Annotated in this window: 24 protein-coding genes; 15 read left to right on the top strand and 9 right to left on the bottom strand. The window is 59.0% G+C overall.

Going from position 1 to position 26653, the window contains the following annotated elements:
• Window positions 1-23: 23 nt before the first annotated feature.
• From GGI60_RS26745 to GGI60_RS26735, 3 genes are all read right to left on the bottom strand, one after another.
• Entirely contained in the window at window positions 24-1556 is a 1533-nt protein-coding gene (locus GGI60_RS26745; protein WP_040140011.1) for a sugar ABC transporter ATP-binding protein, read from the bottom strand.
• Window positions 1557-1625: 69 nt separating this feature from the next.
• Window positions 1626-2513, bottom strand: coding sequence for a 3-keto-5-aminohexanoate cleavage protein (locus GGI60_RS26740; RefSeq protein ID WP_028753509.1), 888 nt, complete (start codon window positions 2511-2513; stop codon window positions 1626-1628).
• A gap of 10 nt (window positions 2514-2523) precedes the next feature.
• A complete protein-coding gene (locus GGI60_RS26735; protein ID WP_183934875.1) occupies window positions 2524-3876 on the bottom strand; it encodes a four-carbon acid sugar kinase family protein in 1353 nt (450 codons plus the stop codon).
• Between the two features lie 151 nt (window positions 3877-4027).
• On the opposite strand from GGI60_RS26735, the gene GGI60_RS26730 reads away from it, so the two are divergent.
• Both GGI60_RS26730 and GGI60_RS26725 read left to right on the top strand, forming a co-directional pair.
• Window positions 4028-4822, top strand: a complete 795-nt coding sequence (locus GGI60_RS26730) for an SDR family NAD(P)-dependent oxidoreductase (protein ID WP_004129782.1) — start codon at window positions 4028-4030, stop codon at window positions 4820-4822.
• 100 nt (window positions 4823-4922) lie between these two features.
• Entirely contained in the window at window positions 4923-5624 is a 702-nt protein-coding gene (locus GGI60_RS26725; RefSeq protein ID WP_004129783.1) for a FadR/GntR family transcriptional regulator, read from the top strand.
• A 217-nt stretch (window positions 5625-5841) separates the two neighbouring features.
• Here GGI60_RS26725 and GGI60_RS26720 read toward each other — a convergent pair whose 3' ends face one another.
• The 5 genes from GGI60_RS26720 to tkt are packed head-to-tail and all read right to left on the bottom strand — an operon-like array spanning window position 5842 to window position 11220.
• A complete protein-coding gene (locus tag GGI60_RS26720) occupies window positions 5842-6297 on the bottom strand; it encodes an RpiB/LacA/LacB family sugar-phosphate isomerase (RefSeq protein WP_183934874.1) in 456 nt (151 codons plus the stop codon).
• Window positions 6298-6309: 12 nt separating this feature from the next.
• Window positions 6310-7080: a triose-phosphate isomerase gene (locus GGI60_RS26715; protein ID WP_183934873.1), complete on the bottom strand. Its 771-nt coding sequence runs from the start codon at window positions 7078-7080 to the stop codon at window positions 6310-6312.
• A gap of 43 nt (window positions 7081-7123) precedes the next feature.
• Window positions 7124-8173: a class II fructose-bisphosphate aldolase gene (gene fba / locus GGI60_RS26710; RefSeq protein WP_183934872.1), complete on the bottom strand. Its 1050-nt coding sequence runs from the start codon at window positions 8171-8173 to the stop codon at window positions 7124-7126.
• Window positions 8174-8179: 6 nt separating this feature from the next.
• Complete coding sequence (locus tag GGI60_RS26705; RefSeq protein WP_183934871.1) at window positions 8180-9202, bottom strand: class 1 fructose-bisphosphatase; 1023 nt, start codon at window positions 9200-9202, stop codon at window positions 8180-8182.
• Window positions 9199-11220, bottom strand: a complete 2022-nt coding sequence (tkt, locus tag GGI60_RS26700) for a transketolase (RefSeq protein ID WP_246720492.1) — start codon at window positions 11218-11220, stop codon at window positions 9199-9201. Before tkt ends, GGI60_RS26705 begins: the two co-directional genes overlap by 4 nt.
• A 437-nt stretch (window positions 11221-11657) precedes the next feature.
• Here tkt and GGI60_RS26695 point away from each other — a divergent pair, with 437 nt between their 5' ends.
• From GGI60_RS26695 to GGI60_RS26635, 13 genes are all read left to right on the top strand, one after another.
• Window positions 11658-12788, top strand: coding sequence for a substrate-binding domain-containing protein (locus GGI60_RS26695; RefSeq protein WP_004129791.1), 1131 nt, complete (start codon window positions 11658-11660; stop codon window positions 12786-12788).
• A gap of 54 nt (window positions 12789-12842) precedes the next feature.
• Window positions 12843-14426 (top strand): sugar ABC transporter ATP-binding protein, encoded by a 1584-nt coding sequence (locus GGI60_RS26690; RefSeq protein ID WP_183934870.1) that lies wholly within the window; start codon window positions 12843-12845, stop codon window positions 14424-14426.
• Window positions 14416-15393 (top strand): ABC transporter permease, encoded by a 978-nt coding sequence (locus GGI60_RS26685; RefSeq protein WP_004129795.1) that lies wholly within the window; start codon window positions 14416-14418, stop codon window positions 15391-15393. Before GGI60_RS26690 ends, GGI60_RS26685 begins: the two co-directional genes overlap by 11 nt.
• A gap of 29 nt (window positions 15394-15422) precedes the next feature.
• Entirely contained in the window at window positions 15423-16283 is an 861-nt protein-coding gene (locus tag GGI60_RS26680) for an NAD-dependent epimerase/dehydratase family protein (RefSeq protein ID WP_004129798.1), read from the top strand.
• A 28-nt stretch (window positions 16284-16311) separates the two neighbouring features.
• Window positions 16312-17022 carry a GntR family transcriptional regulator gene (locus GGI60_RS26675; RefSeq protein WP_004129802.1) on the top strand — a complete coding sequence of 237 codons (711 nt, stop codon included), beginning with the start codon at window positions 16312-16314 and terminating at the stop codon, window positions 17020-17022.
• Between the two features lie 12 nt (window positions 17023-17034).
• Window positions 17035-18150, top strand: a complete 1116-nt coding sequence (locus GGI60_RS26670; RefSeq protein WP_183934869.1) for an isocitrate/isopropylmalate dehydrogenase family protein — start codon at window positions 17035-17037, stop codon at window positions 18148-18150.
• Window positions 18147-18476 (top strand): putative quinol monooxygenase, encoded by a 330-nt coding sequence (locus GGI60_RS26665; protein ID WP_028753516.1) that lies wholly within the window; start codon window positions 18147-18149, stop codon window positions 18474-18476. Before GGI60_RS26670 ends, GGI60_RS26665 begins: the two co-directional genes overlap by 4 nt.
• The gene (locus GGI60_RS26660; protein WP_183934868.1) at window positions 18473-19183 is read left to right on the top strand and encodes a haloacid dehalogenase type II; all 711 of its coding nucleotides are present in this window, start codon (window positions 18473-18475) and stop codon (window positions 19181-19183) included. The genes GGI60_RS26665 and GGI60_RS26660 overlap by 4 nt, the downstream gene beginning before the upstream one ends.
• 14 nt (window positions 19184-19197) lie before the next feature.
• Complete coding sequence (locus GGI60_RS26655; RefSeq protein ID WP_183934867.1) at window positions 19198-20676, top strand: aldehyde dehydrogenase; 1479 nt, start codon at window positions 19198-19200, stop codon at window positions 20674-20676.
• Between the two features lie 3 nt (window positions 20677-20679).
• Window positions 20680-21954 carry a 3-oxo-tetronate kinase gene (gene otnK, locus GGI60_RS26650; RefSeq protein ID WP_183934866.1) on the top strand — a complete coding sequence of 425 codons (1275 nt, stop codon included), beginning with the start codon at window positions 20680-20682 and terminating at the stop codon, window positions 21952-21954.
• Window positions 21951-22598 carry a 3-oxo-tetronate 4-phosphate decarboxylase gene (gene otnC / locus GGI60_RS26645; RefSeq protein ID WP_183934910.1) on the top strand — a complete coding sequence of 216 codons (648 nt, stop codon included), beginning with the start codon at window positions 21951-21953 and terminating at the stop codon, window positions 22596-22598. Before otnK ends, otnC begins: the two co-directional genes overlap by 4 nt.
• A 99-nt stretch (window positions 22599-22697) precedes the next feature.
• Window positions 22698-23315: an NAD(P)-dependent oxidoreductase gene (locus GGI60_RS26640; RefSeq protein WP_183934865.1), complete on the top strand. Its 618-nt coding sequence runs from the start codon at window positions 22698-22700 to the stop codon at window positions 23313-23315.
• Between the two features lie 379 nt (window positions 23316-23694).
• On the top strand, window positions 23695-24972 hold the full coding sequence (locus GGI60_RS26635) for a DUF3422 domain-containing protein (protein ID WP_183934864.1): 1278 nt from the start codon (window positions 23695-23697) through the stop codon (window positions 24970-24972).
• A 147-nt stretch (window positions 24973-25119) separates the two neighbouring features.
• Here GGI60_RS26635 and GGI60_RS26630 read toward each other — a convergent pair whose 3' ends face one another.
• The gene (locus GGI60_RS26630) at window positions 25120-26550 is read right to left on the bottom strand and encodes an aldehyde dehydrogenase family protein (RefSeq protein WP_040139971.1); all 1431 of its coding nucleotides are present in this window, start codon (window positions 26548-26550) and stop codon (window positions 25120-25122) included.
• Window positions 26551-26653 lie beyond the last annotated feature (103 nt).

Raw genomic sequence — 26653 nt, 5'->3', positions numbered from 1 at the left:
GTGAATGGGGCTATGACCGCTCATCAGCTCGCCATGTCCATAAGCGTCTGTTGCGTTGCTTCGGCACCGTCGATGATGCTGAGGAGCTGCCCCTGTTTGAAAATCGCGATCCTGTCGCTGAGCTGCATGATCTCCGGTGCCTCCGAGGAGACCACGAGGACGCCGTTGCCCTTTGCCGCGAAGTCTCGCAGGAACGCGTAGATCTCCTGCTTGGAACCTTCGTCGATGCCACGCGTCGGTTCGTCGCAAATGAGAAGCTTTGGATTTGTCAGAAGGCACCGGGCCAGCACGACTTTTTGTTGGTTGCCCCCTGACAGAGTTTCGACGGCAACATCTGGCGACGCCGACTTGATCCTCTGTGAGACGATCATGTCTTGAACTGCGCTGCGCTCTTTGTCCCCGCGGATGAAACCGCTGATGGCCATCAAGGCCAGCGATGAAAGCGTGATGTTGTGGGCGATCGATGCCGAGAGCACGAGACCACTGTCCTTGCGATCCTCGGTCACCATCGCCATTCCACGTTGAATTGCGTCCTTAGGACTGCCTGGCTTGACCTTACCGCCGTTGAAGACAACTTCGCCTCCCGTTGGTGAGTGCAGCCCGAATATTGTCTCGAGGAACTCGGTTCGTCCGGACCCAAGCAGCCCGTAGATTCCGACCACTTCGCCGGACGCCACGTCTAGCGAGATGTCTCGGAAATGAGGCCCGCGCGCCAAGTTCGAGACCGAAAGCAGGATTGGCGCGTCTTCGAGAGGCTTGCCCTTCTCGACCAGCTTGACTTCACGGCCGACGATCTGTGTCACAAGATGACGGCGGTCGATGTCTTTGATGTTTCCAGTCTCGATGAAACGGCCGTCGCGGAAGACTGTGTACTCATCCGCGATCTCGAAGATTTCGGTGAGTTTGTGAGACACGTAGATAATTGCGGAACCGCGCGCGGTGATCTTGCGGAGCGCGTTGAACAAGACATGGACTTCGTGTTCGCCGATAGCAGATGTCGGCTCGTCCATGATGACGATATGTGCCCGATAGCTGAGAGCCTTCGCAATTTCGACGAGCTGAATCTGGGCGAGGCTCAGCTCCCCCATCTTCTTGGCAGCGTCGACTTCAAAGCCGAGTTCATCGAGGAATGCCTGGGCGTCCCTGCGCATCTGGCTAAAATCGACGAGCACGCCAAGTCGCTTCGGCTCGCGGCCAAGGTAGAGGTTCTCGGCGACGGTCATCTCGGGGACGGGGGAAAGCTCCTGCGTGATGATCGCGATGCCGTGACGCAAGGCGTCAGCGGCGCTTTTGAAGTCGACCTGCTCGCCATCGATCTCCACTATCCCTCCATCGCGGCGGAGCAGTCCCATCGTGATGTTGAGGAATGTCGACTTGCCGGCGCCGTTACCGCCGCACAAGGCATGGACGGTCCCGGCCTTTAGAGTTAGTCGGCCATCAACGAGCGCTGGGACGCCGTTGAACGACTTTTCCACGCCCTCGGCCCGCAGAAGCACGCGTGCCGAAGACGACTGCGCGGTTCCCTGAACTGTTATCTTCTCAGTTGCGTTGACCATGATATGACGTCATACCTCGTAAAATCGAAATCTATGCCGCGTGTGTGCGGATCGCATGCCGTATTGGTTCTACGCGGCGTCCAGTTCGAGGATCGCGCGTGCCTCCTGAGGTGTAGCCGGCTCTCGTCCGACCTTTTGGGCAATCTCAACAGCGCGCGATATGACTTCCGCGTTCGTGGGTGTGCCGAACTCGCGATAGGGATAGTCGCCTATTCCAATAGCCATGTGGCCGCCCAGACGGCAGATCGCAGGAGCAATGTTCAACAGATTGCCGCCAAGGCAATTGACCGTCCATTCGATCGGCCGGTCGTCGGGCAGAAATGCAAGATGCGCCATGAGACCCGCCTCGGTCGGCGGATGCCCGGTAATGTATCGCCCTCCCGTCAGGTGGAGGAGAAAGTAGGCCGGCCCCCTCACAAGGCCCGCGTCCATCAGAGCGATCGCGCGGCGCGTGAACCCAACAGACCAGGAAACCAGCTTCGGCTTTACGCCCTTTTCGGCCAAGGTACGCGCGTAGTGCGCGAGACTTTCGGTCGTGTTGAGATACAAACGTTCTGGATTTTCGAACCTGCGCGTCTCGGCATCCCAAAGCTCGAGATTGGCCGAGCCGGTATCGATGGGCGCAATATCGGGCTTCGTAGCAGGGTCCAATGCCAGGGTTGCGACCGTGTCGATGCGCTTCATGGCGTCGGCATCATTCGAGATAAAGCCGAGCGTGGGAAGGATGAGTAGATCGGTCGCCTGCCTGACTTCGCGGATGATTTCGGCGTTTGCCTCAACGGTGTTTGTCGCACCGCCGTCGGCTGTCCTGGCATGATAGTGGAGAATCGCCGCTCCCGCCTTGCGGGCTGCAACGGCGGCCTCAACGATCTCGTCGGCGGTGTATGGGATATTAGGGTTGGATGTGCGCGGCGCGTACTCGTTGACCCTGGCTTCGAGGATGATTTTCTTTTGCATCTTTTGCTCCTTACGCCACCAGATAACCCGAGGTGCCCGCCTTTGCCCGCAGGAAGAAGTCATCGGCACCAATCTGCCCGCCCTTCAGCATGACTTCGAGGCCATCGACTTCGGCGTCGCCCGGCGCATCCAGGCGGCAGACATGGCAATTTTGAACTTCGTCAAAAACGGCGATCTCGAGCGCTTCGGCGCCGATTGTCCGCACCGCATAGCTCGAACTGTCACCGCCCGAAAACACGATCCGCGGCAAGGAAACCGCGCGGCGCACGGCACGCGCAACGTCACAGTAGATGGCGCCCAAGCGTTCCGCGGGAACATCGCCGCCGGCCAGACGGCCGGTTTCCCCGCGAGCCGTGTAGATGATTGTAGATCGACCGCGCACAAGGCTCTCGATCGCCTTCAAAGCAGCCTCCCGCGCAACTGCCTCAGCATCATCATCGGACCGGACTGTCGAGACATCCAAGTGGACAAGGTTCCACCCGGAAGCTTCGGCCACCGCAATCTGGCGCCCGGTTTGCAGGGCGCAACTACCTGATAAGACGAGTAGATTTTCGACGCCGGCAATCTCCGTCTTGACGGGCTCCGCCGACGATAGCAGGCCCAAGCGGGCCCAAAGAGCGCCGAGTTGTTGCGCCAAGCCTTGAGCTGCTAGCGCGAACATCGGACGTGTCGGATACCGCGCCCAGAGCAGATCGGCGACAGCCGCAAGATCCGCATTTTCGAGCCCATCGAAAATGACCCCTGCCCCCTCTTGGAAGGCCTTGAAGACACGCTCCTCCATTGCCGAACGGTTCCGGATTGCGGGAAGCGTGACGTTGACGAATTCCTTATCTGTCTGCCCAGCCAGATGCATGCGCAGATCCGCCTCGTGAATCGGCGTCCTGGGGTGGCGCGACATGCTCGGGTGCCGGTCGAGCCGCTCAATCCTGTCGGCAAAGCGCGCGAAATGATTTCCGAAACAGGTGTAGCGCCCGAAGTCCGGGGTCGCGGCGAGGACTGGAACGTCCCTCTTGCCGAAGTGAGCCGCAGCGCGCGCCAGAACAGCACCATAGCTTCCAACGGTGGGCGACGAGTCGAACGTCGAACAGATCTTGTATTGGATAAGCGGACTGTTGAGGGTGCGCATGATCGAAAACGCGCTGTCAAGCTCCTCGTCGAGCTCGACGCCGGACAACGCCCTTGCGGTACCGGCGAAGCCAAGCACATCATAAGACAGAGCATCTGTTGACGCCGTCTGTGCTGAAGGGCGTGCGAGATAGAGTTTTCCCTTCACACCACTGCGATGGAACTGCGCCAGGTTTTCGGAAGAACCCGTGAAGTCGTCGCCGTAAAACACGGCCTTGAGCTTGCCAGCTGATGTCATCGGATCCTCCCAATATCCCGGCCGAGGATATCTTCCTCCATACATCAGCCGGGCTTCACTCTTGACAATACTCATAGAAGCCGCTCATAACTCTGTCAAGGTCATACCTTATACCTTATACCTCGTATCGAGAAAATTGGAGGACGACGAGATGAGACTTTCTGGACGCACTGCCGTTGTGACGGGCGCTGGCCGGGGCATCGGACTGGCAATCGCTGAAGCCTATGTTCGCGAAGGCGCGAATGTCGTTATCGTCGACCGCGATCTGGAAGTGGCGAACGAAGCCGCCGAGCGGCTTGGGGAGCGGGCTTTGGCCGTCCGCGCCGATATTTCCGTCAACGAAGACGTTGAGACGATCGTTAAGGAAACGATTGGCCGGTTCGGCACGGTCGACATACTCGTGAACAACGCGGGCGTGGGCGCAACCACTCTGTTTCTCGAAAGCTCAAGGGAGGAATTCGAACGCGTCGTCCGGATCAATCTGACCGGAACATTCCTCGTGGCGCAAGCCTTTGCTCGGATCATGGCCGCCAAAGGCTATGGGCGGATCATCAATATCGCTTCGCTGTCCGGTCAGAAGGGCGGTGTAGGACGTTCGGCCTATGGAGCCTCAAAGGCCGGCGTCGAACTCCTCACGAAGGTTATGGCGGTCGAACTCGCGGAATCGGGAATCAACGTGAATAACATCGCACCGGGCCCGATATTGACCGAGGTCTCGAAAGTCATGCACACGGTCGAAACGCGTGACGCCTATCATCGGCTAGTTCCGCAACGCCGTTATGGCGAACCATCGGAAATCGCTGATGCCGCGGTGTTCCTGGCGAGCGACGATGCTGCCTATATCACGGGGCACACCCTGAACGTCGACGGCGGCTTCCTGGCCGCTGGCCTCATGTTCCCATTCGATCCAAAAGCCTCGAAGCGGCTGGGACAAATCAGCGAATAACCTGGAGAAGTGGCCAGTTCGACGTTCGGCATTTGTCGCAAGCGGTAAAACGCGGTATGACCTCGTACCTTTTCGATTTCTGATTGGAGCGTGACCAGGAATGCTGTCTGTTGACCCAAAGAAAATCCCAAGCCGGCTGGACATAGCGCTCGACTACATTACGGGCGAAATTGCCAAAGGCAACCTCGGGCCTGGTGACAAACTTCCCAATGAAAAAGAGCTGGCCCAGCTTCTCGGGATCAGTCGCACTCCAATCAGAGAGGCGATCAAAACGCTCGCGGTCTCGGGTCTTGTCGAGACGCGTCATGGCTTTGGAAATTACATCCGTAAGGACGAAGGCCTTCCGGCGATGCCGCTCGCGATGTTTCAGCTCTATCTTCAGAGCTCGACGCCTGAGATGCTGATGGAACTGCGATACATTTTCGACCGCAACTGTTCAGAACTCGCGTCGCTGCGGCGCACGGACGAAGACCTCGCCACGATGAGAGAGTGCATCGACCGACTAAAAAGGCTGTCGGAGGATGCGAACTCCGCGATCGAAGATCTCCTCAAGGCCGATCTCGATTTCCACCGAGCAATATACAAAGCTGCCGGAAACCCGTTGATCGTCGTGATCGCCGACTTCGTGCTGACGATGGTCGCGCCTTGGGTGCAAAAATCGCTAGAGGTCAGTGGCAAATGGCGCGCAGTCGATCTCCACGAACACATGTTTCAGATGATCCGGGACAGAAAGACCGGTGACCTCAGCCGCGAGAGCGTCGAGGAAAACATGGAACACTTCCGCACATCCCTGCTGAAATGACAGCCAGGGCATCACGTCAAGGCGTGGCGCATCTTGCATTTCCCGCAGGTCGCACTGCGATCATCACCGGCGGCATCTGAAGGCGGACGCGAAGCCCGGATACCGTATGCCGCCCGGCCTATTCGCCGGGTTCTGAAAATTGCCAGAAAACGATAATGCGCCAGGCTGATTGCGCCTGGCGCGTCGACCGCGCGCAGTTGTTTGCACGTCTTCTGCGCTAGCGAGCGTGGTATTTCGTGTCGACTTCGTCGATGGCGGCAACATTACTCGCCGAGCGACCGTTCTCGTCGAACTTCTGGGCGAGGAACGAGTCGACGATCGTCTTCGCAAGTTCCGATCCAATGACACGGGCGCCCATGGTAATGATCTGGGCGTTGTTCGATAAGGCCGCCCGCTCGGCGGAATAAGTATCGTGTGTGAGGGCTGCCCTAATACCCGGCACCTTGTTTGCCGAAATGCAGACGCCGATCCCGGTGCCGCACACCAGGATGGCCTTGTCATAGGTGCCGTCGAGCACCCCGTTGGCGACCCTGTCGGAGAGGTTCGCATAGAAATCGTCGAGACCGGCGTCCGTCCGGGAGACCTCGAACACCTCGAAACGGTCCTTGAGATAATCGGCGAGGACCTTGGCGAGGCCTTCGCCCGCGCTGTCGCCTGCTACTGCAATTTTCATCTTCATCACTCCTCAGATTTTGGCGGCGCACTTTTCGAGGATGTCGAGGTAGCCCTCGATCTTCCAGGCCGAGCGGCCGATGAACAGCCCATCGACATGGGGGCAGGATATGAGCTCTTCGCAGTTGTCCGCGTTGACCGAACCGCCGTAGAGGCAGGGAATGCGCCGGCCGAGCACGGCTTCCGCGAACGCGATGATCTCGGCCTGGCGGGCGTCGGCGTAGTCCGCTGTCGCGGGGATTCCATCGACGCCAATGGCCCAAACAGGCTCGTAGGCAAGCAGTATCGGTTTGTGCTTCTGGTCGGTAGAAAGGCTTCCCAACGCGCCGCGAACCTGGCGCTCGAGGACGTCGCGGGCTCGCCCGGCCTCGCGTTCGGAAAGTGTCTCCCCTATGCAGATGAGCGGGATCAAGCCGTGGCGAACCGCCGCCTCGACTTTCAGTCCTACCGTCACGTCCGTCTCACCGAAATGTTCACGCCTCTCGGAGTGACCAAGCTCAACGATGTCGAGGTTGCAGTCCTTGAGCATCAAGGGTGAAATCTCGCCCGTCCAGGCGCCCTCCTCGTCCCAGTGCATGTTCTGCGCGCCTACCTTCACCGACGTGCCCGCCAACGTGGTCTTCACTTCCCGGACAACAGTGAAAGGAGGGATGACAAAGCGCTGGATGCGCGGATGGGACGTGATGTCTGCGGCCCTGAGACCGTGCGCAAACTGCGCGGCATCGGCAAGCGTCTTGTTCATCTTCCAGCTGGTGCCAATCCAGAGGGTTTTCTTCTCGGTCATGTCCCGCTTCACCACGTTTGCGTTCAAATGGATGTTGGCCGACCTAGAGCGAGCCGGCTCGATACCGCTTCGCCATTTCCGCGAGCGGCACAACGTGAATGGAGCTTGCGCGCCCTGCCGTTCCGAAAGCTTCGAATCTCTCGCGGCACAGCTTTGAAAGCGCCGTCATTGCAGGCTTCAAATATTTGCGAGGGTCGAATTCTGTCGGATCTTCGGACAGCACTCGGCGCACCTGCCCGGTCATTGCCATGCGGCAATCCGTGTCGATGTTGACCTTTCGCACACCATGCCGAATGCCGCGCAGGATTTCCTCGAGCGGCACGCCCCAGGTGGGCTTCATCCGCCCGCCGAAGCGATTGAAAATTTCCTGCAACTCCTCCGGCACGCTTGACGAACCGTGCATGACGAGATGGGTATTCGGAAGTTTCCGGTGGATCGCCTCGATAACATCCATTGCCAGCACGTCACCGTCCGGCCGGCGTGAGAACTTGTAGGCGCCATGGCTGGTGCCCATTGCGACGGCAAGCGCATCCACCTTGGTCTCCGCGACAAATTTCGCCGCCTCCTCCGGATCGGTCAGAAGCTGATGCGGATCGAGCTTGCCTTCGACGCCGTGACCGTCTTCCGCCTCGCCCGCACCGGTCTCAAGCGAGCCCAGAACGCCAAGCTCCCCTTCCACCGAAACCCCTGCCCAATGGGCCGTGTCGCTGACGCTTCTCGTGACCTTAACGTTGTAGTCCCAATCCGCCGCGGTTTTCCCGTCAGCAAGGATCGATCCGTCCATCATTACGGACGTAAAACCATGCTGGATCGCGGTGACGCAGGTGCTCGGTTCGTTTCCGTGGTCAAGATGGACGCAAACGGGGATATGCGGATAGATTTCCGTCACCGCCTCCATCATGTGCTTGAGCATGATGTCGTTGACATAGGCTCGCGCCCCACGGCTCGCCTGGAGGATGACAGGCGAATCCGTCTCGTCGGCCGCTTCCATGATGGCAAGCGCCTGTTCCATGTTGTTAATGTTGAACGCCGGGACGCCGTAGCCGTGTTCGGCGGCATCATCCAGCAGCTGGCGGAGAGTAATCCTGGCCATGACGTGTTACTCGCTGGTTGGATTGGAATTGAGATAGCTTGCGATCACGTCGACCTCCGTCGCCGAACCGAAAACCAGCGGCGTGCGGCAATGGTGAGAGGTCGGGATCTTGTCCAGGATGGCGGTCGTGCCGTCGGTGGCCCGCCCCCCGGCCTGCTCCATCAGGAACGCGATCGGATTCGCTTCATACACCAGTCGAAGGCGCCCATTTTCAAAGCCGGGTCGCTTGTCGCCGGCGTAGAAGAACACACCGCCCCTGATCAGGATCCGGTGGAGCTCTCCGACTGCCGATCCGAGCCAACGCATGTTGAAATCGCGGCCGCGCGTTCCCTCCTTGCCGGTCAGACAATCCTGAAGATACAGGCTCATGGCAGGGTGAAGGTGACGGTGGTTGGAAGCGTTATATGCAAGCTCGGACGTGTCGCAAGGTATCTGAACCTGCCTTTTGACGATCAGGAACTCGCCGGTTTGGGGATGCATCGTCGCCAGCAGCACACCCTCACCGACCGAAAAGCCCAAATCGACGGTGTTGCCGAATGAGACATAACCGGCCGCGGCCTGGCGCTTTCCAGGGGTTAAAAAGGGATCTTCAGCTTCGCAGAAAGGCATGATCGAGAAGATCGTGCCGACGGGCGTGCCCAGCCCGACATTGCCTGAACCGTCGATCGGATCGATTGCGACCGCAAAATGCTGGCCATTGAGCATAACTGGCGCGTCGGCCTCCTCGGACAGGACCCTGGCAGCGCCTGCGCGTGCGAGTATTTCGATGAACAACTCGTGCGACGCGATGTCGATTGCCTTTTGCGCATCACCGTCGGTATTCGATCCCACAAGGTGGGCCAGATCGCCCTCCAGGGAACCGGCTGCGATGCGTGCGGATAAAAGACAGGCGGCATCCAACACACCGTTGATTAGAGCCGCCACCCCCTGACGGGACAAATCTTCACCAGCCCAGCTCGAGAGGTACTCATCGACAGAACCATACTGGACGCCCGCTTCGTCATTTCCGGGTGTCGCCGGCGCGCTCATTGCTTGCCCCTTATCCTTGCTAGGGCGCGCGTGACGATTGCGTCACGCGTGATCCCAAATTGCTCGTACAGCGTCTCGGCCGGCGCAGACGCTCCGAAGCCGGACATCCCGATCACGTCGTCTTCGCTGTCGACATACCTAGTCCAGCCGAACTTCGAGAGCGCTTCCACGGCAATGCGCGGCGCGTTGCCGAGGACCGAGCTGCGGTAGTCCTTGGGCTGCTGTTCGAAGAAATCCCAGCTCGGCATCGAGACGACAGCGGCGGGAATGTTTCTCGCCTCAAGCTCGTCGGCAGCCTGGATCGCAAGCGCGACTTCCGTTCCGGTGGCGATGATTGTGACGGCACGTTCGCTGCTCGCTTCCCGCAGCACATAGGCTCCCCGTGCGCAGCGATTGATGCCGTCACGCTGGGCGTGCAGTTGCGGGACATTCTGCCGCGAGAGCGCCAAAACCGACGGTGTGTTCTTGCTGGTTATTGCAAGATCCCAGCATTCCAACGTCTCGATGGTGTCGGCGGGCCGGAATACATGCAAGTTCGGCATTGCCCTGAGGCTGGCAAGATGCTCGACGGGCTGGTGCGTCGGACCGTCTTCGCCGAGACCGATCGAGTCATGCGTCATCACGAAGATAGAGCGGACGCCCATCAGAGCCGCCACACGAATGGCATTGCGGCAATAATCCGAGAAGACGAGGAACGTGCCACCATAGGGTATGACGCCGCCGTGAGCCGCCATACCGTTCATCGCGGCGGCCATGGCAAACTCTCTAACGCCATAGCTGACATACCGCCCGCTTGCAGCGGCGGTGAAATCGCTGTCGACGGCCGGAACCCGGGTCAAGTTTGAGTGGGTGAGGTCAGCGGACCCGCCGATCATTTCCGGAAGCAGCTCCGTCAGCGCTTCCAGTGCGATCTGGCTTGCCTTACGCGTTGCCACTGATTGCGGCTTTTCGAGCAGCTTTGCCTTGGCGGCGTTGACCGCTTCCTCATATCGCGCTGGCAATGAGCCGGCGGTGCGGCGTTCAAACTCACTTCTGGCATCTGCGCCCGCTGCTTCGAGCCGCGCTTGCCAGTCCTTGCGCGCCTTGGCGCCCTTCGCGCCGACTTCGCGCCAAGTTTTGAGGATTGGAGCAGGAATCTCGAAAGTGTCCGCCGTCCAGCCATAGACTGCCTTCGTCGCGGCGGCTTCGCTGGCGCCGAGCGGTGCACCATGTACGGAGCTTGTTCCTGCCCTTGACGGAGAGCCGTATCCAATGATGGTTTTCAGGGCTATGAGGGATGGTCTGGATGCTTCCGCCTTCGCCTGCGAGATCGCCGCGTCGATCGCATCCGGATCATGACCGTCAACGCGCTGCGTGTGCCATCCGTACGCGTCGAACCTCGCGAGCACATTTTCTGAAAACGCGATTGCGGTCGAGCCGTCGATGGTGATGGAGTTGTCGTCGTAAAGGACGATCAACTTGCCGAGCTGCAGGTGGCCGGCCAGCGAAGCAGCTTCCTGACCAACACCTTCCATGAGACACCCATCTCCACAGAAAACGTACGTCCGGTGATCGACAAGCGCTGCGCCAAATTCGGTTGATAGGCGCCGCTCCGCAATAGCCATTCCGACAGCCGACGCGATCCCCTGTCCGAGCGGCCCGGTGGTCGTCTCGACGCCAGCGGTGTGCCCATATTCGGGATGACCTGGCGTTTTGGAGCCCCATTGGCGGAAGTTGCGAACCTGCTCAATCGTCATGTCTTCGTACCCGGTGAGGTGCAGAAGGCTGTAGAGCAGCATCGAGCCATGGCCGTTCGACAGGACGAAACGATCGCGGTCCGGCCAGCCAGGTTCGCTTGAATCGAACTTGAGGTGCCGGCCGAACAGCACCGCCGCCGCATCAGCCATGCCCATGGGCATTCCGGGGTGCCCGGACTTTGCGGCCTCAACCGCGTCGATGGACAGGACACGGATAGCGTTCGCGAGATCGCGGATCGAAACTGCTGCTGTCAATTCTTCCTCCCCATAAACCGCGACCAATGTGGCGCATTTTTCTGGACATCACAATATCAGAACACAAAATAACGCAATACACACGATAAACATAACAATATCACATTCCGCTGCGACTGCGAAAAGTCTGCCCATCGACATCATACCTCATACCTTATACCTCTGTATTTGCGCAATAGCTTTTATTTGGCTACCGCGTCGATCGGGAGCCGGAAGGATCGTCCCGGGTCGCTTTCACGGGGGCGGTCTGCCTCGACCCGTTTGGTGGCAAACGGACAAGACGACCACCGTGATGACTACCGCGTTGGGCACTCACGGTGGTTGAAACCATCCCAAAGGCGGGATGCTCAATTCGGCTCGCCGATGTTTCCCGACATTTCTTCAGTTGACAGCTTTTACAAATGCATTAACGTATACGTTATTGAATTCGAGGAACTCAATAGGCCTTAAAGGGAGGAACCGAAATGCCTATGACGATGCGCAAGTCCCTACAGATGATCGCCCTTGCCACTGCCCTCGGCGGCAGCGCTGCCTATGCGCCGAGCGCCTTCGCGATCGATGTCGATAAACAGATCAAGGATATTGAAAGTCACCCGGCAAGCGGGCCCAACGGCGAAAAAGCGACCCTCGCGAGCGACCTGAAGCTATCCGCCGAAGAGATCGAAAAGATCAAGGCGAAGCATGCCAAAGCGGCCATTGTGATGCACTACACGGCGTCTGACTGGGCCAAGGCCCAGATGGCCGGGCAAAAGAAGGCCCTGGAAGAGCTCGGCGTCGAAATCGTTGCGACGACTGATGCTGGATATCGCGCGGAGCAGCAAGTTTCAGACATCGAAAGCGTCATGGCGCTCAAACCTGACGTCATGATCACCGTTCCCGCCGAGCAGTCAGCCACGGCCGCAGCATACAAGAAAGCTGCTGCCGCTGGCATTAAGATCATCTTCCTTGACCAGACCGGCGCCGGGATGAAGGCTGGCAAAGACTATGTGAGCCTCGTCTCTTCCGACAACCGCGGGATGGGAAAGGTCGCCGCACTGCTCATGGCCAAGGCGCTCGACGGCAAGGGCGAAATCGGTCTCATCCCGCATGCGTCCGACCTTTTTGCCACCAAAGAACGCGTGGTCGGCTTCAAGGAAGCGATCAAGGATTATCCGGATATCAAGATCGTCCAGGAGACCGGTGTCGGAGGCCCTGATTTCTCAAGCGAATCCGAGCGCGTCGCCTCCGCAATGCTGACGGCCCACCCCAACCTCAATGGCATCTGGGCCGTGTGGGACGTTCCAACAGAAGGCGTCCTGTCAGCGGCGCGCGCAGCGGGCGCGTCCAAGAGCCTCGTCATCACCACTTGCGACCTTGGCGTCAACATCTCGATCGACATGGCTAAGAAGGGTTACGTCAAGGGAACCGGATCCCAGCGTCCGTACGGCGCTGGTTATGCCGAGGGCATCCTTGCCGGATACGCCCTACTCGGAAAGGACGCACCTCCCTACGTGGTGCTCCCGGCCCTTGCGGTGACCCGCGATAACCTGATCGAGGCGTGGCCGCAGTCGAACGGCGACCAGGCACCGAAGATTCTCACCGACGCAATGAACTAACGGTGCGCGGGAGCGGCTCCGGCCGCTCCCCGTCCCCAGCGGCGGACAACGACCATGAACACTCAAGCAGTCACCGAAACCCTCGCCGCCGTCAGGATGCGCGACGTCAGGAAATCGTTTGGCGGCGTGCACGCATTGCGCGGTGTCAGCCTGACGATCCAACCCGGGACAATCCATGCGCTGGTCGGCGAAAATGGCGCCGGCAAGTCTACGCTGTTGAAGATCCTGCAGGGCGTGGTCACACCCACGGAGGGATCCATCGAGGTTTTTGGCGAACACATGTCGTCAAGCTCCCCGGAGAATTCCCGCAGGCTCGGCATTGAGATGATCTTCCAGGACCTCAGCCTGATCCCCACCCTCACGGTCGCCCAGAACATTTTCCTCAACCGGGAGCCCCGCCGCCTGTCGATCTTGGTCGACGAGCGCAGGGAAATCGCACAGGCAGCCGAGATCATCGGCCAACTCAACCTCAGGGTTGATCCGAGGACGCCTGTTTTTGAACTCAGCCCCGGCCAGGCCCAGCTGACCGAGATCGCCAAGGCCATCCACCAGGACGCCAGGATCCTTATCCTTGACGAACCAACCTCGTCGCTGAGCGCACAGGAAGCCGACACTCTGTTCGGCATGTTGAAGAAGCTCACTGCGGCGGGAACAGCCGTGATCTACGTTTCCCATCGCATGACCGAGATCATGACGATCGCCGACGAGATTACAATTCTGCGTGACGGTCAGAACGTGACCTCCGGGAAGACATCCGAATTCACGCTCGACATGATCGTGCAGCACATGGTCGGCAAGCGTGTCACCGGTTTCCAATACCAGGCGCGCGCCATTGATCGCAGCGGCAAACCCGCGCTGAGCGTACGTGGCCTTTCGGGCCCTTCGGGAAAACCCAGCGATGTCAGCTTCGACGTTCACAGGGGCGAGATTGTGGGAATAGCAGGCCTCATGGGCGCTGGCCGGAGCGAGCTTGCCCGCCTTCTTTTCGGCGTTGATAAGAAAACTGCGGGAACCGTAGAACTCGGCGACACTGCCGTTGAGTTCAAGTCACCTTCGGATGCGATCAAGGCTGGCATTGTGCTTGTTCCGGAGAGCCGCCACGAGGAAGGTCTGGTTGTCGAGCACAGCGTCGGCGACAATCTTGGACTGCCGCAGATCGGTCAGCTCGTCCGCGGTCCCTTCATCGACCGTCGACGCGAGGGAACACTGACCTCCGATCTCATCAAGCAACTGAGGATCAAGACGCCGTCCGCTGACAACAAGGTCAGGAACCTTTCCGGCGGCAACCAGCAGAAGATCGTTATTGCCAAATGGCTAGCGATTGATCCTTCGGTTGTCATTCTCGACGAACCAACAGCAGGCGTAGACATCGGTTCAAAGGCCGAGATCGTAGAACTCATTCGGAGCGTCGCCTCCTCCGGAAAGTCCGTCATCGTCATCTCGTCGGAACCAGCCGAGCTTCTGGCAACAAGCGACCGCATCCTGGTCATGAACAACGGACGTCTCGCGCGCGAAATCGAGCGCGACGAAATCGAAAGCTGGGCCACGATTGCCGGCGACGAAACTCAATCTCCGTTGATCCGCACCGAACTCGGTCTGCAGGTCGCGATTCAGAAGGCAACCCAAAATGTCCACTGAAGCCAAGACATTGAACACAGAGACGGATGCAACCCACATGCGGCCGTGGCACAGCAACTGGCGCGACTACGTCGTCTACATCGGCTTCGTCGTCATCTTCATCGTCTTCGCGATCCTGCTGCAGGATCGCGGATTCCTATCTTCAAACAACCTGCTCAACATCCTGCGGCAGACTGCGATCGTCGCCATCGTTTCCATGGCAATGTCGTTCGTACTCTCGGCGGGCGAGATCGACCTCTCGGTCGGAGCCATAGCCGGACTGTCGTCGGTGGTCGCTGGCCTGGTGCTGAGCAAGTACGGTCTATTCCCCGGCATTCTCGCGGGCTTGACCCTCGGGCTGCTGGTAGGCGCCGTAAACGGCGGCCTGACTGCCTATCTCAACATCCCGTCGTTCTTGGTGACACTCGGCATGATGGGGATCGCGCGAGGGGTCGGAATGTGGGTAAGCGGCACTTCGCCTGTTCCAATTATCAACGATACGTTCATTTTCGTCTTTGGTTCCGGTAACATCGGCCCTGTTCCTGTCCTCGTTGTCTGGGTCGCCGTTCTGGGCACGATCGCCCATATCGCGCTTCGAAAGACACCGTTCGGCCGCAAGGTCATGTCGGCAGGCGGAAACTCGGTCGCAGCTCGCTACAGCGGCGTCGATGTCCGGAAAATCAAGTTCCAGGTGCTGCTACTGACGGGGATGGCCGCTGCGATCGCTGGCATGCTCTATGCTGGACGCCTGCAGTCTGGACGCTTCCAGCTTGGCGAAGGCGATGAGCTGTCTGTCATTGCAGCCGTGGTTCTCGGCGGTACCAGCCTATTCGGCGGACGCGGCACCGTGATCGGTTCCATCGTCGGTGCCCTGCTCATCGGTGTCATCAACAACGGTCTTATTCTTGGCGGCCTCGACTACAGCCAGCAGCTCATCGCGCGCGGAATGCTCATCATCCTGGCTGTGGCGGTCGGCCGAAGCCGCTAACCTGGAAGGTTCTACGGAGGTATTACGATATGAGAGTTTTAGTCACAGGCGGCAGCGGCAAACTGGGTAGAGCCACGATCAAGCATCTGGTTGAGAGCGGCCACGACGTCATCAACGCGGATACGATCGCTCCGCCAGAAAACCTCTGCCCCTTCGTCAGGGTCGATTTCGAGGATATGCGCGCCACGATCGAGGCGATCAGTGGCTTTGATTGGGACCACAATCGCAACACTGAAGCCGTCGTCCATCTGGCCGCTGTGCCGATGCCGGGGCGCGTTGCTCCTGCGGATGTTTTCCGGGTCAACACCATTTCGACGTTCAATGTTTTCGAGTCATGCCGCTTGCTCGGCATCAAGAACATCGTGTGGGCGTCGAGCGAGACCCTGCTCGGCATTCCTTACGAGATCAAGCCTGACTATCTGCCGGCGGACGAGAATTATCAGTCGCGCCCGGAAACCTCCTATTCCCTCTCGAAGCATCTCGGCGAGGAGATGGCAAAGCAGTATTGCCGCTGGGACAGCGAGCTCAAGATCGTTTGCCTACGCTTCTCCAACGTTATGGACGAGAGCGAGTATGCGGACTTCCCGGCCTTCGAGCAGAACCCGGGCAGCAGACGCTTCAACCTTTGGACCTATATCGACGCCCGCGACGGGGCACAGGCGATCCGTCGCTCGCTCGAGTGGAGCGGCAAAGGTGCCGAGGTGTTCATCATCGCAAACGACGATGGGGTCATGACCACCTCCAACGAGGAACTCGTCAGGAGGTGGTATCCGGGGGTCCCGTTCAAGAAGCAGATCGGGAACAACGAAACCTTGCTGTCGATCGACAAAGCAAAGAGCGTTCTCGGATACCAGCCTGAACATAGCTGGCGAAAATACGTAGGCTCCTGAGAAATCAGCCAGCTTGAAGGGAAAGAAAATGCCGACCAGGAAACAGACAGCACCGGTCTCAGAGATCAAAGAGGACGCCTTCGCGAAAACAATGACCGCGACAGCGCACCTTCGGTTGCGCCAGCTCATCCTGGATAACAAGTGGGCGCCCGGTTACCAGGCGACCGAACAGGAAGTCGCGTCCCAGTTGGGGATGAGCCGGACGCCCGTAAGGGAGGCGCTCATGCGCCTCCAGCAGGACGGACTTGTCTCGGTGATCCCGAGGCACGGAATGCGGGTTCTGCCGATTTCTATTTCTGACATGAAGGAAATTTACGAAATCCTGACGTCGCTGGAAAGTACGGCTGCAGAGCTTGCCGCCAGCCGCCAGCTTTCCGAGGATCAACTCCGGGGTCTCGAAAAGGCGACGGCCGACATGGACCATGCGCTTTCACAAGATAATTTGGAGCGCTGGGCGCAGGCGGACGCAAGATTTCATGAGCAACTGCTCGACCTTGGCGGCAACCAGATGCTCAAGTCGGTCGTCCTCAATTTCATCGACCGCGCACATCGCGTCAGGATGGTGACGCTGAAGATGCGTCCCAAGCCGGTTAACTCAACCCGCGAACATGCAGAACTCGTGCAAGCAATCCGCGAAGGCGACCGCGAAAAAGCAAGAAACATTCACAAGGCGCACCGCGAGCGGGCAGGCAAGGAACTGCTCGACCTTCTCGAGCGCCTCGGCCTCAACCACCTCTAGGACAGGTTTCAAATGTCATCGTTGTACAACACTCTCAAGATCGCAGTCCTTCCCGGCGACGGGATCGGCAGGGAAGTCATGCCTGCCTGCCTGGAATTGATCGACGCCGCCGTCAGCCAGGCGGGCGCGCCACCGCTCGTGTTCGAGACGCATCAGGCCGGTGCCCAGCACTACGCGGAGACCGGCGAGGCCCTGCCCGCCGCCGCGCTCGAGGCCTGCCGGACATCCGACGCAATCCTCTTCGGCGCGATGGGCTGGCCCGACATCCGCTTCCCGGACGGGACGGAAATCATTCCGCAGCTCGACCTGCGCATGGAGTTCGGCCTGTTTGCAGGTGTCCGTCCGATCCGGTGGTTTCCCGGCCTTCCGAAAGTGCTGTCCGATCCTCGCGCCGAAGGAATCGACTTCGTGTTGGTCCGCGAGCAGACAGAAGGACTGTTTTATGCGCGTGGCCGTGGCGAAGTGCTAAACGACCAAGAGGCCTACGACACGATGCAGATCACGCGGGCCGGCACCGAGCGCGTTACCGAATTCGCTTTCCAGCTGGCCGCCCAGCGCAAACGTCGCGGCAAGGCCGGCACGGTGACCTGCGTCGACAAGGCGAATGTCTTCAGTTCGATGGCTTTCTTCCGGAAGGTTTTCGATGAGATCGCCGCCAAGCACCCCGAGTTGCAGAAGGACTATGCCTATGTCGACGCGCTGGCGCTCAACATGGTGAAGAAGCCTTGGACGCTTGACGTGCTGGTGACCGAGAACATGTTTGGCGACATCCTTTCCGACCTTGCGGCCGGTCTGATCGGCGGCATGGGTATGGCCCCTTCGGCGGACATCGGCGATACGCACGGCCTCTTCCAGCCGGCACACGGGACCGCTCCCGATATCGCGGGCAAGGGCGTCGCCAATCCGGGCGCAATGTTCCTGTCGGGAGCGATGATGCTCGACTGGCTGGCGGTGAAGCACGCGGATCAGCGGCTTGCTGACGCCGCCGGGCTGATCGAGGCCGCGGTCGAGCACAGCTTGTCGACCAAGATCGCGGTCCCAATGGAGTATGGCGGAAGCGCCAATTGCGCGGAGATGACGCGCAGCGTGATCGGCGCTCTGGGTGCCGTCCGCAAGGAGGTCGCATGAGTTCGGCATCCACAGGCTTTGTCGTGGTCGTAGAGTTCGTCGTTCGAAACCAGTTCGCCGATAATTTCGATGCGGCGATAATCGAGAATGCGGCGACGTCGCTGCGCGACGAACCGAACTGCGAAGTGTTCGATGTCTGCCGCGATCCTGAGCGGCCCGAGCGAATCTACCTCTATGAAGTCTATGGCTCAAGAGCCGATTTCGACTTCCACCTGAAGACGCCGCACTTCACGAGCTTTGATGCGATGGTTCGAGATTGGGTGGCCGAAAAGCGAGTGGAAACGTTCGAGCGCATTTCGTCCCACAAGAAGGAGGGCGCGAGATGACCAGCAGCGTCAAGGCGATTGTCTTCGACACGTTCGGCACTGTCGTCGACTGGCGGGGTTCAATCATCCGCGATCTCACCGCCTGGGGCGCGGCGGAGGGCCTGCAGATCGACTGGGCCGGTCTCGTCGACCGCTGGCGAGACCATTACAATCCCCAGAAAGCGCGGGTGCGCAGCGGCGAGTTGCCGTGGACGAACCTGGACGAACTTCACTTAGATGCCTTGAAGGCAGTGTTCGCAGAGATGGGGCTGGCCGAACTAGACCACGACCGGATGATGCACGTCAACAAGGTCTGGCATCGCCTGGACGGCTGGCCCGACGCATCGCGCGGGCTACACCGGCTGAAGTCGAAGTTTGTCATCGGCCCGCTGTCCAACGCCAATGTCGCGATTCTCGTCAACATGGCAAAGCATGCCGACTTGCCGTGGGACAACGTGTTCTCCTGCGAGCTTTTCCAGCACTACAAGCCCGATCCGGAGACCTACCTCGGGGTCTGCAAACTCCTTTATCTGGAGCCCGGGGCCGTCATGATGTGCGCTGCCCACAACTACGATCTTGCCGCCGCGCGAAGCCTTGGCCTTAAAACCGCATTCATCGCACGACCCACCGAATACGGCGAGGGTCAGACGACCGACCTCACAGCCGAGCAGCGCTGGGATTACGTCGCCGACGATCTCGAAGACCTCGCCCGACAACTCGGATGCTAGAAGAGAGAAAGACAATGCAGACATACAAGATGTTCATCGACGGCAAGTGGGAAGACGCTGCCAACGGAGATACGTTCGAGACGAAGAACCCTTTCAACGGGCAGACCTGGGCCGCTATTCCGAAGGGCGGCAGGGAAGATGCGGAACGAGCAGTCGAGGCTGCGCACCGCGCCTTCACGAGCGGTCCGTGGCCGAAGCTCACCGCGAGCGCCCGCGGACACCTTCTTCGGCGTCTTGGCGACCTGATCGCCGAGAATGCGGAGCATCTCGCGACGATCGAGGTTACGGACAACGGCAAGCTCATCAACGAGATGCTGTTTCAGCTCAAATACATCCCGCAGTGGTACTACTACTTCGGCGGGCTGGCGGACAAGATCGAAGGAGCGGTCATCCCGATCGATAAGGCGGACACCCTCAACTTCACTCGTAATGAGCCGCTCGGCGTCTGCGTCGGGATTACGCCGTGGAACTCCCCTCTCCTGCTGCTCGCCTACAAGCTGGCACCGGCACTCGCCGCAGGGAACACATTCGTGGCAAAGCCCTCGGAGTTCACGTCTGCTTCGACCCTTGAGTTCGCAAAGCTCGTCGAGCAGGCTGGCTTTCCCGCGGGCGTCTTCAACGTCGTCACAGGGTTCGGCGCAGATGTCGGCGAGACGCTGACGACCCACAGGTACGTCGCCAAGATCGCTTTCACGGGAAGTGAAGGCACCGGGCGCAAGATCGGCGAGCTTGCAGCGCGCAACTTCAAGAAGGTTACGCTTGAACTCGGCGGCAAGAGCCCGCACATCGTCTTCGACGATGCGGAGATCGACAATGCCGTCAACGGGGTGATCTCCGGCATCTTCGCTGCCACCGGACAGACATGTATTGCGGGCTCACGATTGCTCGTGCAGCGAAAGATCCACGACCAGTTTCTCGAGAAGATCGTCAACCTCGCAAAAACGGCGAGAATGGGCGATCCGCTCTTGACGTCGACGCAGGTTGGCCCCGTGACGACGCCGCCGCAACTCGAGAAGATCCTCGGCTATATCAACATCGCAAAAGGCGAAGGCGCCGAATGCGTTCTCGGTGGGGGGCGGCCGGACAATGCCGAGCTCTCCAGGGGCTGGTTCGTCGAACCTACGATTTTCTCCGGGGTCCGAAACGACATGCGCATCGCGCAGGAGGAGGTCTTCGGCCCGGTTCTGGCGGTCATCCCCTTCGACAGCGATGAGGAAGCCGTGCATATTGCCAATGACACCAATTACGGGCTGGCCGCGGGCTTCTGGACCCAGGACATGCGTCGTATCCTGAAGGTTTCGGCCGCCATCCAGGCTGGCACCATCTGGGTCAATACCTACCGCGTCATCAGCTATATGTCGCCGCTTGGAGGCTACAAGCACTCCGGCATCGGTCGCGAGAATGGCATCGCCTCGATCCAGAACTACATGCAGACGAAGAGCGTGATGATCTCGACCGCTGAAGACGTCGCCAACCCCTTCATCATGAGGTGATCCATGGTGGCCGCCGGAAAGTTGCTGGTCGGCTGCGTGGCCGACGATTTCACGGGAGCGACTGACGTCGCGAACATCTTCGCGCGCGCCGGCCTCAAAACGACGGTGCTGATCGGCGTTCCTGAAGACGACAGAGACATTGACGCCGACGTAATCGTTGTCGCCCTCAAGACTCGAACGGCACCTCCGCAAATGGCGGTCGAGGAGTCCTTGGCCGCACTGCGATGGCTGCGTGGCCGTGGCGCGCAGAAGTACTACTTCAAGTACTGCTCGACGTTCGATTCCACGGCGAAGGGCAACATCGGCCCGGTCGCCGACGCGATGCTTGCGGAGCTTGGCCAATCCATAACGATCGCCTGCCCCGCCTTCCCTGCCAACGGCCGGACGGTTTACAAGGGCAACCTGTTCGTCGGCGACGTGCCGCTGGACGAGTCCGGCATGCGCAATCATCCGTTGACGCCGATGACAGACGCGAACCTGCTGCGGGTGCTCGGGGCGCAGTCGCGGGCCGAAATCACCGGATGCTATTACGAGACGGTGAAGCAAGGGGCGTCCGCCATCGCCGAATGGGCCGCCCCCATTCACGGCGACGGCACGCGTATTGTCGTCATCGACGCCCTGGCTGACGAGGACCTTGTCGAGATTGCCCAGGCATTCAAGGATCTCGTGCTGTTCACCGGTGCGTCGGGCCTGGCATATGGGCTGGCTCGTGTTCTTCTTGCCGGCGGGAACAGCCGCGACGCTGCCGTTACGACTGACTTGGAAGAAGGCTACAGAGCTGTCGTCTCCGGTAGCTGCTCGGTCGCAACCAACGGACAGGTAAAGGCGATGCTCGCAGACCACGAGGGTTTCCGCGTCGACCTCTCGAAGCTGGCGGACGGCGGCGATGTCGTCGGCGAGGCCGTCGAGTGGGCCTCGTCCCGTCTGGGCCAAAAGCCTGTTCTCATCTATGCGACGGCTCTGCCCGACGAGGTGAAGGAAAACCAACGCAAGTTGGGCGCCGCGCAGTCCGGCGAGATGGTCGAGGCCGCCCTCTCCTCAATCGCGCGAAGGCTCGTCGAGAAGGGTGTGAGCGATCTCATCGTCGCCGGCGGCGAGACGTCGGGAGCGGTGGTGAAGTCGCTCGGCGTCGACCAGCTCTCGATTGGCAACGAAATCGCCCCCGGAGTGCCGTGGGTACACGCAAAGAGCCAGGGGCGATCTCTGTCGCTCGCGTTGAAGTCCGGCAACTTCGGCGAACGGGACTTCTTCATGAACGCTTGGAACCGGCTACGATGATAGGCTCCATATCTGAAGAGACGAAGGTCCGCGACGAGATAGTCGAGGTCGGTCGCTCGCTCTTCGACCGCGGGCTGACCGCAGGATCGACCGGCAACATCAGCGTCCGTCTGTCGGACGGTCGAATTTTGATGACGCCCACCAACGCTTCGCTGGGCGTGCTCGATCCAGCACGGCTGTCCTGCTTTTCGGCGGAAGGCGTGCATGTCGGAGGTGACAAGCCCACCAAGGAGGCGTTCCTCCACAAGTGCATGTATTGCGGTAAGGACAATCGCCGAGCCGTCGTCCACCTGCATTCAACCTATTCGGTTGCCGTCAGCTTGTTGAAGCAGGTCAACGAGCGCGACGTTCTGCCGCCCCTGACCGCCTACTATGTCATGCGTATTGGTTTCCTGCCGCTCGTGCCGTATTTTCCTCCCGGCGACGAAGCGCTGGCGGCGGCGGTGGGAGCCGCCGCCGCGAACCATCATGCGGTGTTGATGGCAAACCATGGACCTGTCGTCGCGGGCAAGTCCCTAAAGGACGCCCAGTACGCGACAGAGGAGTTGGAGGAAACGGCGAAGCTCTTCTTGCTCTTGCAGAACCACGAGGTCCGGCCGCTCACCGCCGAGGAAAGGGCCACCTTGATCAATCTCGCGAGGTGACAAGAGTGCGTTACGAACCAGGAGGAACCCAGCGGGTCTGGATGCCGTAACCTGCACTCTCGTTCGTGCCATTGAGCGGCCCGTGAAAGGAGAAATGCTATGAAACTTCTGGTCACTGGAAGCAGCGGACGAATCGGGCGCGCGGCGATTGAACGCCTTCTCGAAGAGGGGCACGAGGTCATCGGAATCGACGAGGTGCCGTCATCCGACATGAGATGCCCGTTCGCTCGCGTCGATATGCGGGACTATGGCCAGGTCCTTGGTGCGGTCGCCGATATCGAATCCGGGATTGATGGCATCGTCCATCTTGCTGCGATCGTAGGCGCGAAAGTCGCTGCGAGCACGCACATATTTCACACCAATACCGCCATCAGCTACAATGTTTTCCAAGCGGCAAGGATCGCAGGCATAAAGAACATTGTTTTTGCGAGCAGTGAGACCTTGCTGGGCGTCCCGTTTGACGATCCACCTGCCTATTTTCCAGTCGATGACAAGCTGACCTCGAAGCCTGAGAGTAGTTACGCGCTTTCCAAACTTGTAGACGAATCCGTCGCAGCCGAGTTCTGCCGCTGGGATCCCGCGCTCAAGATGATCGGCCTGCGGTTTTCTTGGGTAAAAGAGCCCCACCAATATGATGAAATGAGAGCTTGCGAAGATTATCCCGGCGTTCAGAAATGGAACCTGTGGTCCTATGTTGAAAGCCCGGACTGTGCCTAGGCCATTGCGCTTGCGCTCAACGCAAGCCTTAATGGTTTTCATCACTTCGTGATCGCAGCAGACGATACCGTGTAGGCGCGGCCCACACGTGCCCTTATCGCTGCTTATTATCCCAATGTACCGGTCCAAGGACAACTTGGTGAACATGGCAGTCTTGTCTCAAGCCAAATGGCCCGAGAAGTTCTAGGATATCGCCCGAAGTACAGCTGGCGCGATATACCAGCGGGGGTCTCCTAGCTTCTTAAGCTGCTGTGACCTTTCAAAAGAAGGTCGAGCGCGGATCAGCAAATTTATCATATCCGGGCGGGCTTCCAAGTTGCTTGCATTCGCTTCATAAGGTTCGCCGGTGTTTGCACTTCTGAAAATGGGGAACATAGACGTGATTTCGAAGGGTGCGGAAGAAGCAGCGTCGGCAACGACGTCTCCTTGTGTACAGATCTCTCGTCCAACTGCTTTCAAACAGCAGACGGCAGACTTCAACTCCGAGCTTCACGCTCGACCGTCGATCTATTTCAACGGTCCGGCAATTGTTGAGCACGTTGCTTTCATGCCCATAGACGGTGTGATCAAGGAGTTCCACGACAGTCTCGAAGCTGACGGCACGATTTCGGTTAGGGTCGAAAGGCACACTGAATTCGTGACGGTTACGCGCGTCCGGAAACTTGACAGGGAGCCAGGGAGCTGGCCGGAATCTGACCTCCTTGAAAGTGACTTTGCCGAGCTCGCAGGATTGAACTCACCGCTGCTCGTTTGTCACGTCAGCATCCTTGTCCTCGGGAACCCTCCTGACAAGCTGGGACCGGTGCTGGAAACCTTCGGCTTCGGTGATACCGCCGCCTCTTTGATCGGTGGGGGCGCGGCGCAGGTTTGCTCCGATTTTCGTGTTCGAGGGGACAATTCAAGTAGAATTATCCTGTTCAACAAGGACCTGAACGCACACCGCCTGGGGCGCATGGTACGCCGCATCTTCGAGATCGAAACCTACAGATCCATGGCGCTTCTCGGATTGCCGGAAGCGCGTCGTCTCGCCCCGCTTCTCGGCGGATATGACACGGAGTTGGTTCAACTGACCAATCGCAATCTTCGTACGCCCGCACATCAGCACAAGCAATTGCTCGAGGAGATTACCGCTCTCTCATCCCATGTCATCTCGGCCACCGCCGAGACCAGAAACAGGTTCGGCGCAACCGCAGCCTACGCCAAGATCGTTGAGGAGAGGATCGCGCTTTTACGGGAAACGCACGTCGTCGGCTTTCAACGCTTCGGTACCTTCGTGGAGCGGCGGTTCAAGCCAGCGGTGCGTACCTGCGAAGCGACCGCCTTGAGGCTTGAGCAACTATCGAGGGCCGCGATGCACTTGCTCGACTTGTTGCAAACCCGAATTCAGGTCGAGATCGAATTCCAGAACGCGACACAGATCCAGGCCATGGCTGATCGCGCCGCGACGCAGGTCAAGATCCAGCGCGCGGTCGAAGGCTTTTCGATCATTGCAATCAGCTACTATTTGTTGAGCTTGCTGAAGTTCGTGTATGAAACGGCAGATCACGCTGGGTTCCATTTCGATCCAATGATCATGCTTGTCGCTGTTCCGGTCGTTGTGGGATCTGTTGTGATCACCATTCTGCGCGTCAAGCATGCGCTGAAAGCAGAGAGCTAAGTTCGGCCTAGTCGCAATGTTGACCGCCATATCATTCGCCCTACGGAATTGGCCGTCACGCAGGCGGTAGGCCCACGTAACGGTGTAAATCAAATCCTATCTTGCTGATTCCAAGCGTTTAACACAGATGCACTGCGTGGACGAACCTCACGCAGCCGCCGCTAGCTTTTTTGTAACGATCGTCTGTGCGTTGGTGAATTCCAAGAGCCCTTGGATCGCATTTTCCACACCAATACCGGACTGCTTGTGCCCTGAGAAAGTAGCGTGGGGTGAAAAGGCATGGATCTCGTTGATCCAGATGGTTCCACATTCTAACCGCTCGGCAATCTTGCGAGCAGCGGAGGGGTCAGCCGACCAAACCGACCCTCCGAGCCCGTAGATTGTGTCGTTAGCACGCACAACCACATCGTCCAGGTCCGAGAACTTGAGCAATGGCAATACGGGGCCAAATGCCTCCTCTACGACCACCCGCGCATCATCGGGGGGATTGTCGACTATTGCAACGGGCACGAAATAACCCTTGCCTTCCGGTACATCGCCTCCGAGCAGAAACTTGAGTCCCTTATCGCGAGCATCGGCAAGAAGATCTTTTACCTTCTCGAATTGCATCTTGTTTTGAATCGGCCCGAGATCCACGCCCTGCTCTGATCCATCTCCAAGCTTCACCGTCTTGGCATACTCAACCAGTTCGTGACTCAACGCGTCATAAATGTCGGCGTGAACAAATAGTCTTTTCGCCGCAACGCAAAGCTGTGCGCTATTTTGAAAAGCCGCCCAGAATATTTCCTTGGCAACCACCTTAGGATCGACATCCGGCAAAACAATCGCTGCATCGTTGCCGCCCAGTTCCAAGGTGATGCGTTTCAACGTTCCGGCTGCGCTTTCCATGATGCGCTTGCCGGTTTGAGTGGAGCCTGTGAAGGAGATTTTGCCGATGTCAGGATGATTAGTCATTAATTGCCCGAGTTCATTTCCGCCGGATACGACGTTGAGAACTCCTGGAGGCAAGACATCACGCATCATCTCACCGATCTTGAGCGTGGCGAGTGGTGTGTATGGTGATGGTTTTACGATGATGGTATTACCTGCAAGAATTGCGGGTAGTACCTTCCAAATGGCCAAAAGAATTGGGTAGTTCCATGGTGTGATCGCGCCAACCACCCCGATTGGAACGTGCCGCGTTTCGACGGTGCGCTCCGCCGAATCCTCGACGAGGTGAACAGGCAATTCTTGCTTAGCAATCTCGCGGCACCAGATAATTGCGCCAGTTAATTCCCATTCGGCTCCCGAACGAGGTTTGCCTTGTTCGCGAGTTAGAAGGCGCATAAGCTCCTCCTTGTGCTGTTCCAACTTCTCGCCAATCTCCGCCACAAGCGCTTGGCGTTCGGCTGGCGGCCTGTTGCTCCATCCGGGAAATGCCGCGCGGGCCGCTACGACTGCCGCGTCGAGTTCTTCGCGACCTGCAGAGGGTACCTGGGCGATGATTTCCTCGGTCGCAGGGTTGAGCACAGCTGCGGTCTTGTTGGCGGAAACGGCCACGCCGCCGATCGTCATTGTATAATCACTGTCAAAATTCATAGGCTTCGCGTAAGCGGTGTTTTGACCCCACCTTCCGGATCAGCGCGTGATTGTTGATGTTGTTGCCGAACGAGGCTTCGACATATGACGATTACAGGGTTTA

Source organism: Rhizobium lentis, assembly GCF_014200175.1.
Classification (GTDB): domain Bacteria; phylum Pseudomonadota; class Alphaproteobacteria; order Rhizobiales; family Rhizobiaceae; genus Rhizobium; species Rhizobium mulingense.
This window is presented reverse-complemented; position numbering and strand designations above follow the sequence as displayed.

What these genes read in the sequence shown, in the direction of transcription:
- GGI60_RS26730 (WP_004129782.1), top strand. Translation starts at nt 4,028, where the DNA reads ATGAGACTTTCTGGACGCACTGCCGTTGTGACGGGCGCTGGCCGGGGC.
- GGI60_RS26640 (WP_183934865.1), top strand. Translation starts at nt 22,698, where the DNA reads ATGAAACTTCTGGTCACTGGAAGCAGCGGACGAATCGGGCGCGCGGCG.
- otnK (WP_183934866.1), top strand. Translation starts at nt 20,680, where the DNA reads ATGGTGGCCGCCGGAAAGTTGCTGGTCGGCTGCGTGGCCGACGATTTC.
- GGI60_RS26675 (WP_004129802.1), top strand. Translation starts at nt 16,312, where the DNA reads ATGCCGACCAGGAAACAGACAGCACCGGTCTCAGAGATCAAAGAGGAC.
- GGI60_RS26695 (WP_004129791.1), top strand. Translation starts at nt 11,658, where the DNA reads ATGCCTATGACGATGCGCAAGTCCCTACAGATGATCGCCCTTGCCACT.
- fba (WP_183934872.1), bottom strand. Translation starts at nt 8,173, where the DNA reads ATGGCCAGGATTACTCTCCGCCAGCTGCTGGATGATGCCGCCGAACAC.
- GGI60_RS26720 (WP_183934874.1), bottom strand. Translation starts at nt 6,297, where the DNA reads ATGAAAATTGCAGTAGCAGGCGACAGCGCGGGCGAAGGCCTCGCCAAG.
- GGI60_RS26705 (WP_183934871.1), bottom strand. Translation starts at nt 9,202, where the DNA reads ATGAGCGCGCCGGCGACACCCGGAAATGACGAAGCGGGCGTCCAGTAT.
- GGI60_RS26680 (WP_004129798.1), top strand. Translation starts at nt 15,423, where the DNA reads ATGAGAGTTTTAGTCACAGGCGGCAGCGGCAAACTGGGTAGAGCCACG.
- GGI60_RS26685 (WP_004129795.1), top strand. Translation starts at nt 14,416, where the DNA reads ATGTCCACTGAAGCCAAGACATTGAACACAGAGACGGATGCAACCCAC.
- GGI60_RS26745 (WP_040140011.1), bottom strand. Translation starts at nt 1,556, where the DNA reads ATGGTCAACGCAACTGAGAAGATAACAGTTCAGGGAACCGCGCAGTCG.
- GGI60_RS26740 (WP_028753509.1), bottom strand. Translation starts at nt 2,513, where the DNA reads ATGCAAAAGAAAATCATCCTCGAAGCCAGGGTCAACGAGTACGCGCCG.
- otnC (WP_183934910.1), top strand. Translation starts at nt 21,951, where the DNA reads ATGATAGGCTCCATATCTGAAGAGACGAAGGTCCGCGACGAGATAGTC.
- GGI60_RS26660 (WP_183934868.1), top strand. Translation starts at nt 18,473, where the DNA reads ATGACCAGCAGCGTCAAGGCGATTGTCTTCGACACGTTCGGCACTGTC.
- GGI60_RS26665 (WP_028753516.1), top strand. Translation starts at nt 18,147, where the DNA reads ATGAGTTCGGCATCCACAGGCTTTGTCGTGGTCGTAGAGTTCGTCGTT.
- GGI60_RS26630 (WP_040139971.1), bottom strand. Translation starts at nt 26,550, where the DNA reads ATGAATTTTGACAGTGATTATACAATGACGATCGGCGGCGTGGCCGTT.
- GGI60_RS26715 (WP_183934873.1), bottom strand. Translation starts at nt 7,080, where the DNA reads ATGACCGAGAAGAAAACCCTCTGGATTGGCACCAGCTGGAAGATGAAC.
- GGI60_RS26655 (WP_183934867.1), top strand. Translation starts at nt 19,198, where the DNA reads ATGCAGACATACAAGATGTTCATCGACGGCAAGTGGGAAGACGCTGCC.
- GGI60_RS26690 (WP_183934870.1), top strand. Translation starts at nt 12,843, where the DNA reads ATGAACACTCAAGCAGTCACCGAAACCCTCGCCGCCGTCAGGATGCGC.
- GGI60_RS26725 (WP_004129783.1), top strand. Translation starts at nt 4,923, where the DNA reads ATGCTGTCTGTTGACCCAAAGAAAATCCCAAGCCGGCTGGACATAGCG.
- GGI60_RS26735 (WP_183934875.1), bottom strand. Translation starts at nt 3,876, where the DNA reads ATGACATCAGCTGGCAAGCTCAAGGCCGTGTTTTACGGCGACGACTTC.
- GGI60_RS26670 (WP_183934869.1), top strand. Translation starts at nt 17,035, where the DNA reads ATGTCATCGTTGTACAACACTCTCAAGATCGCAGTCCTTCCCGGCGAC.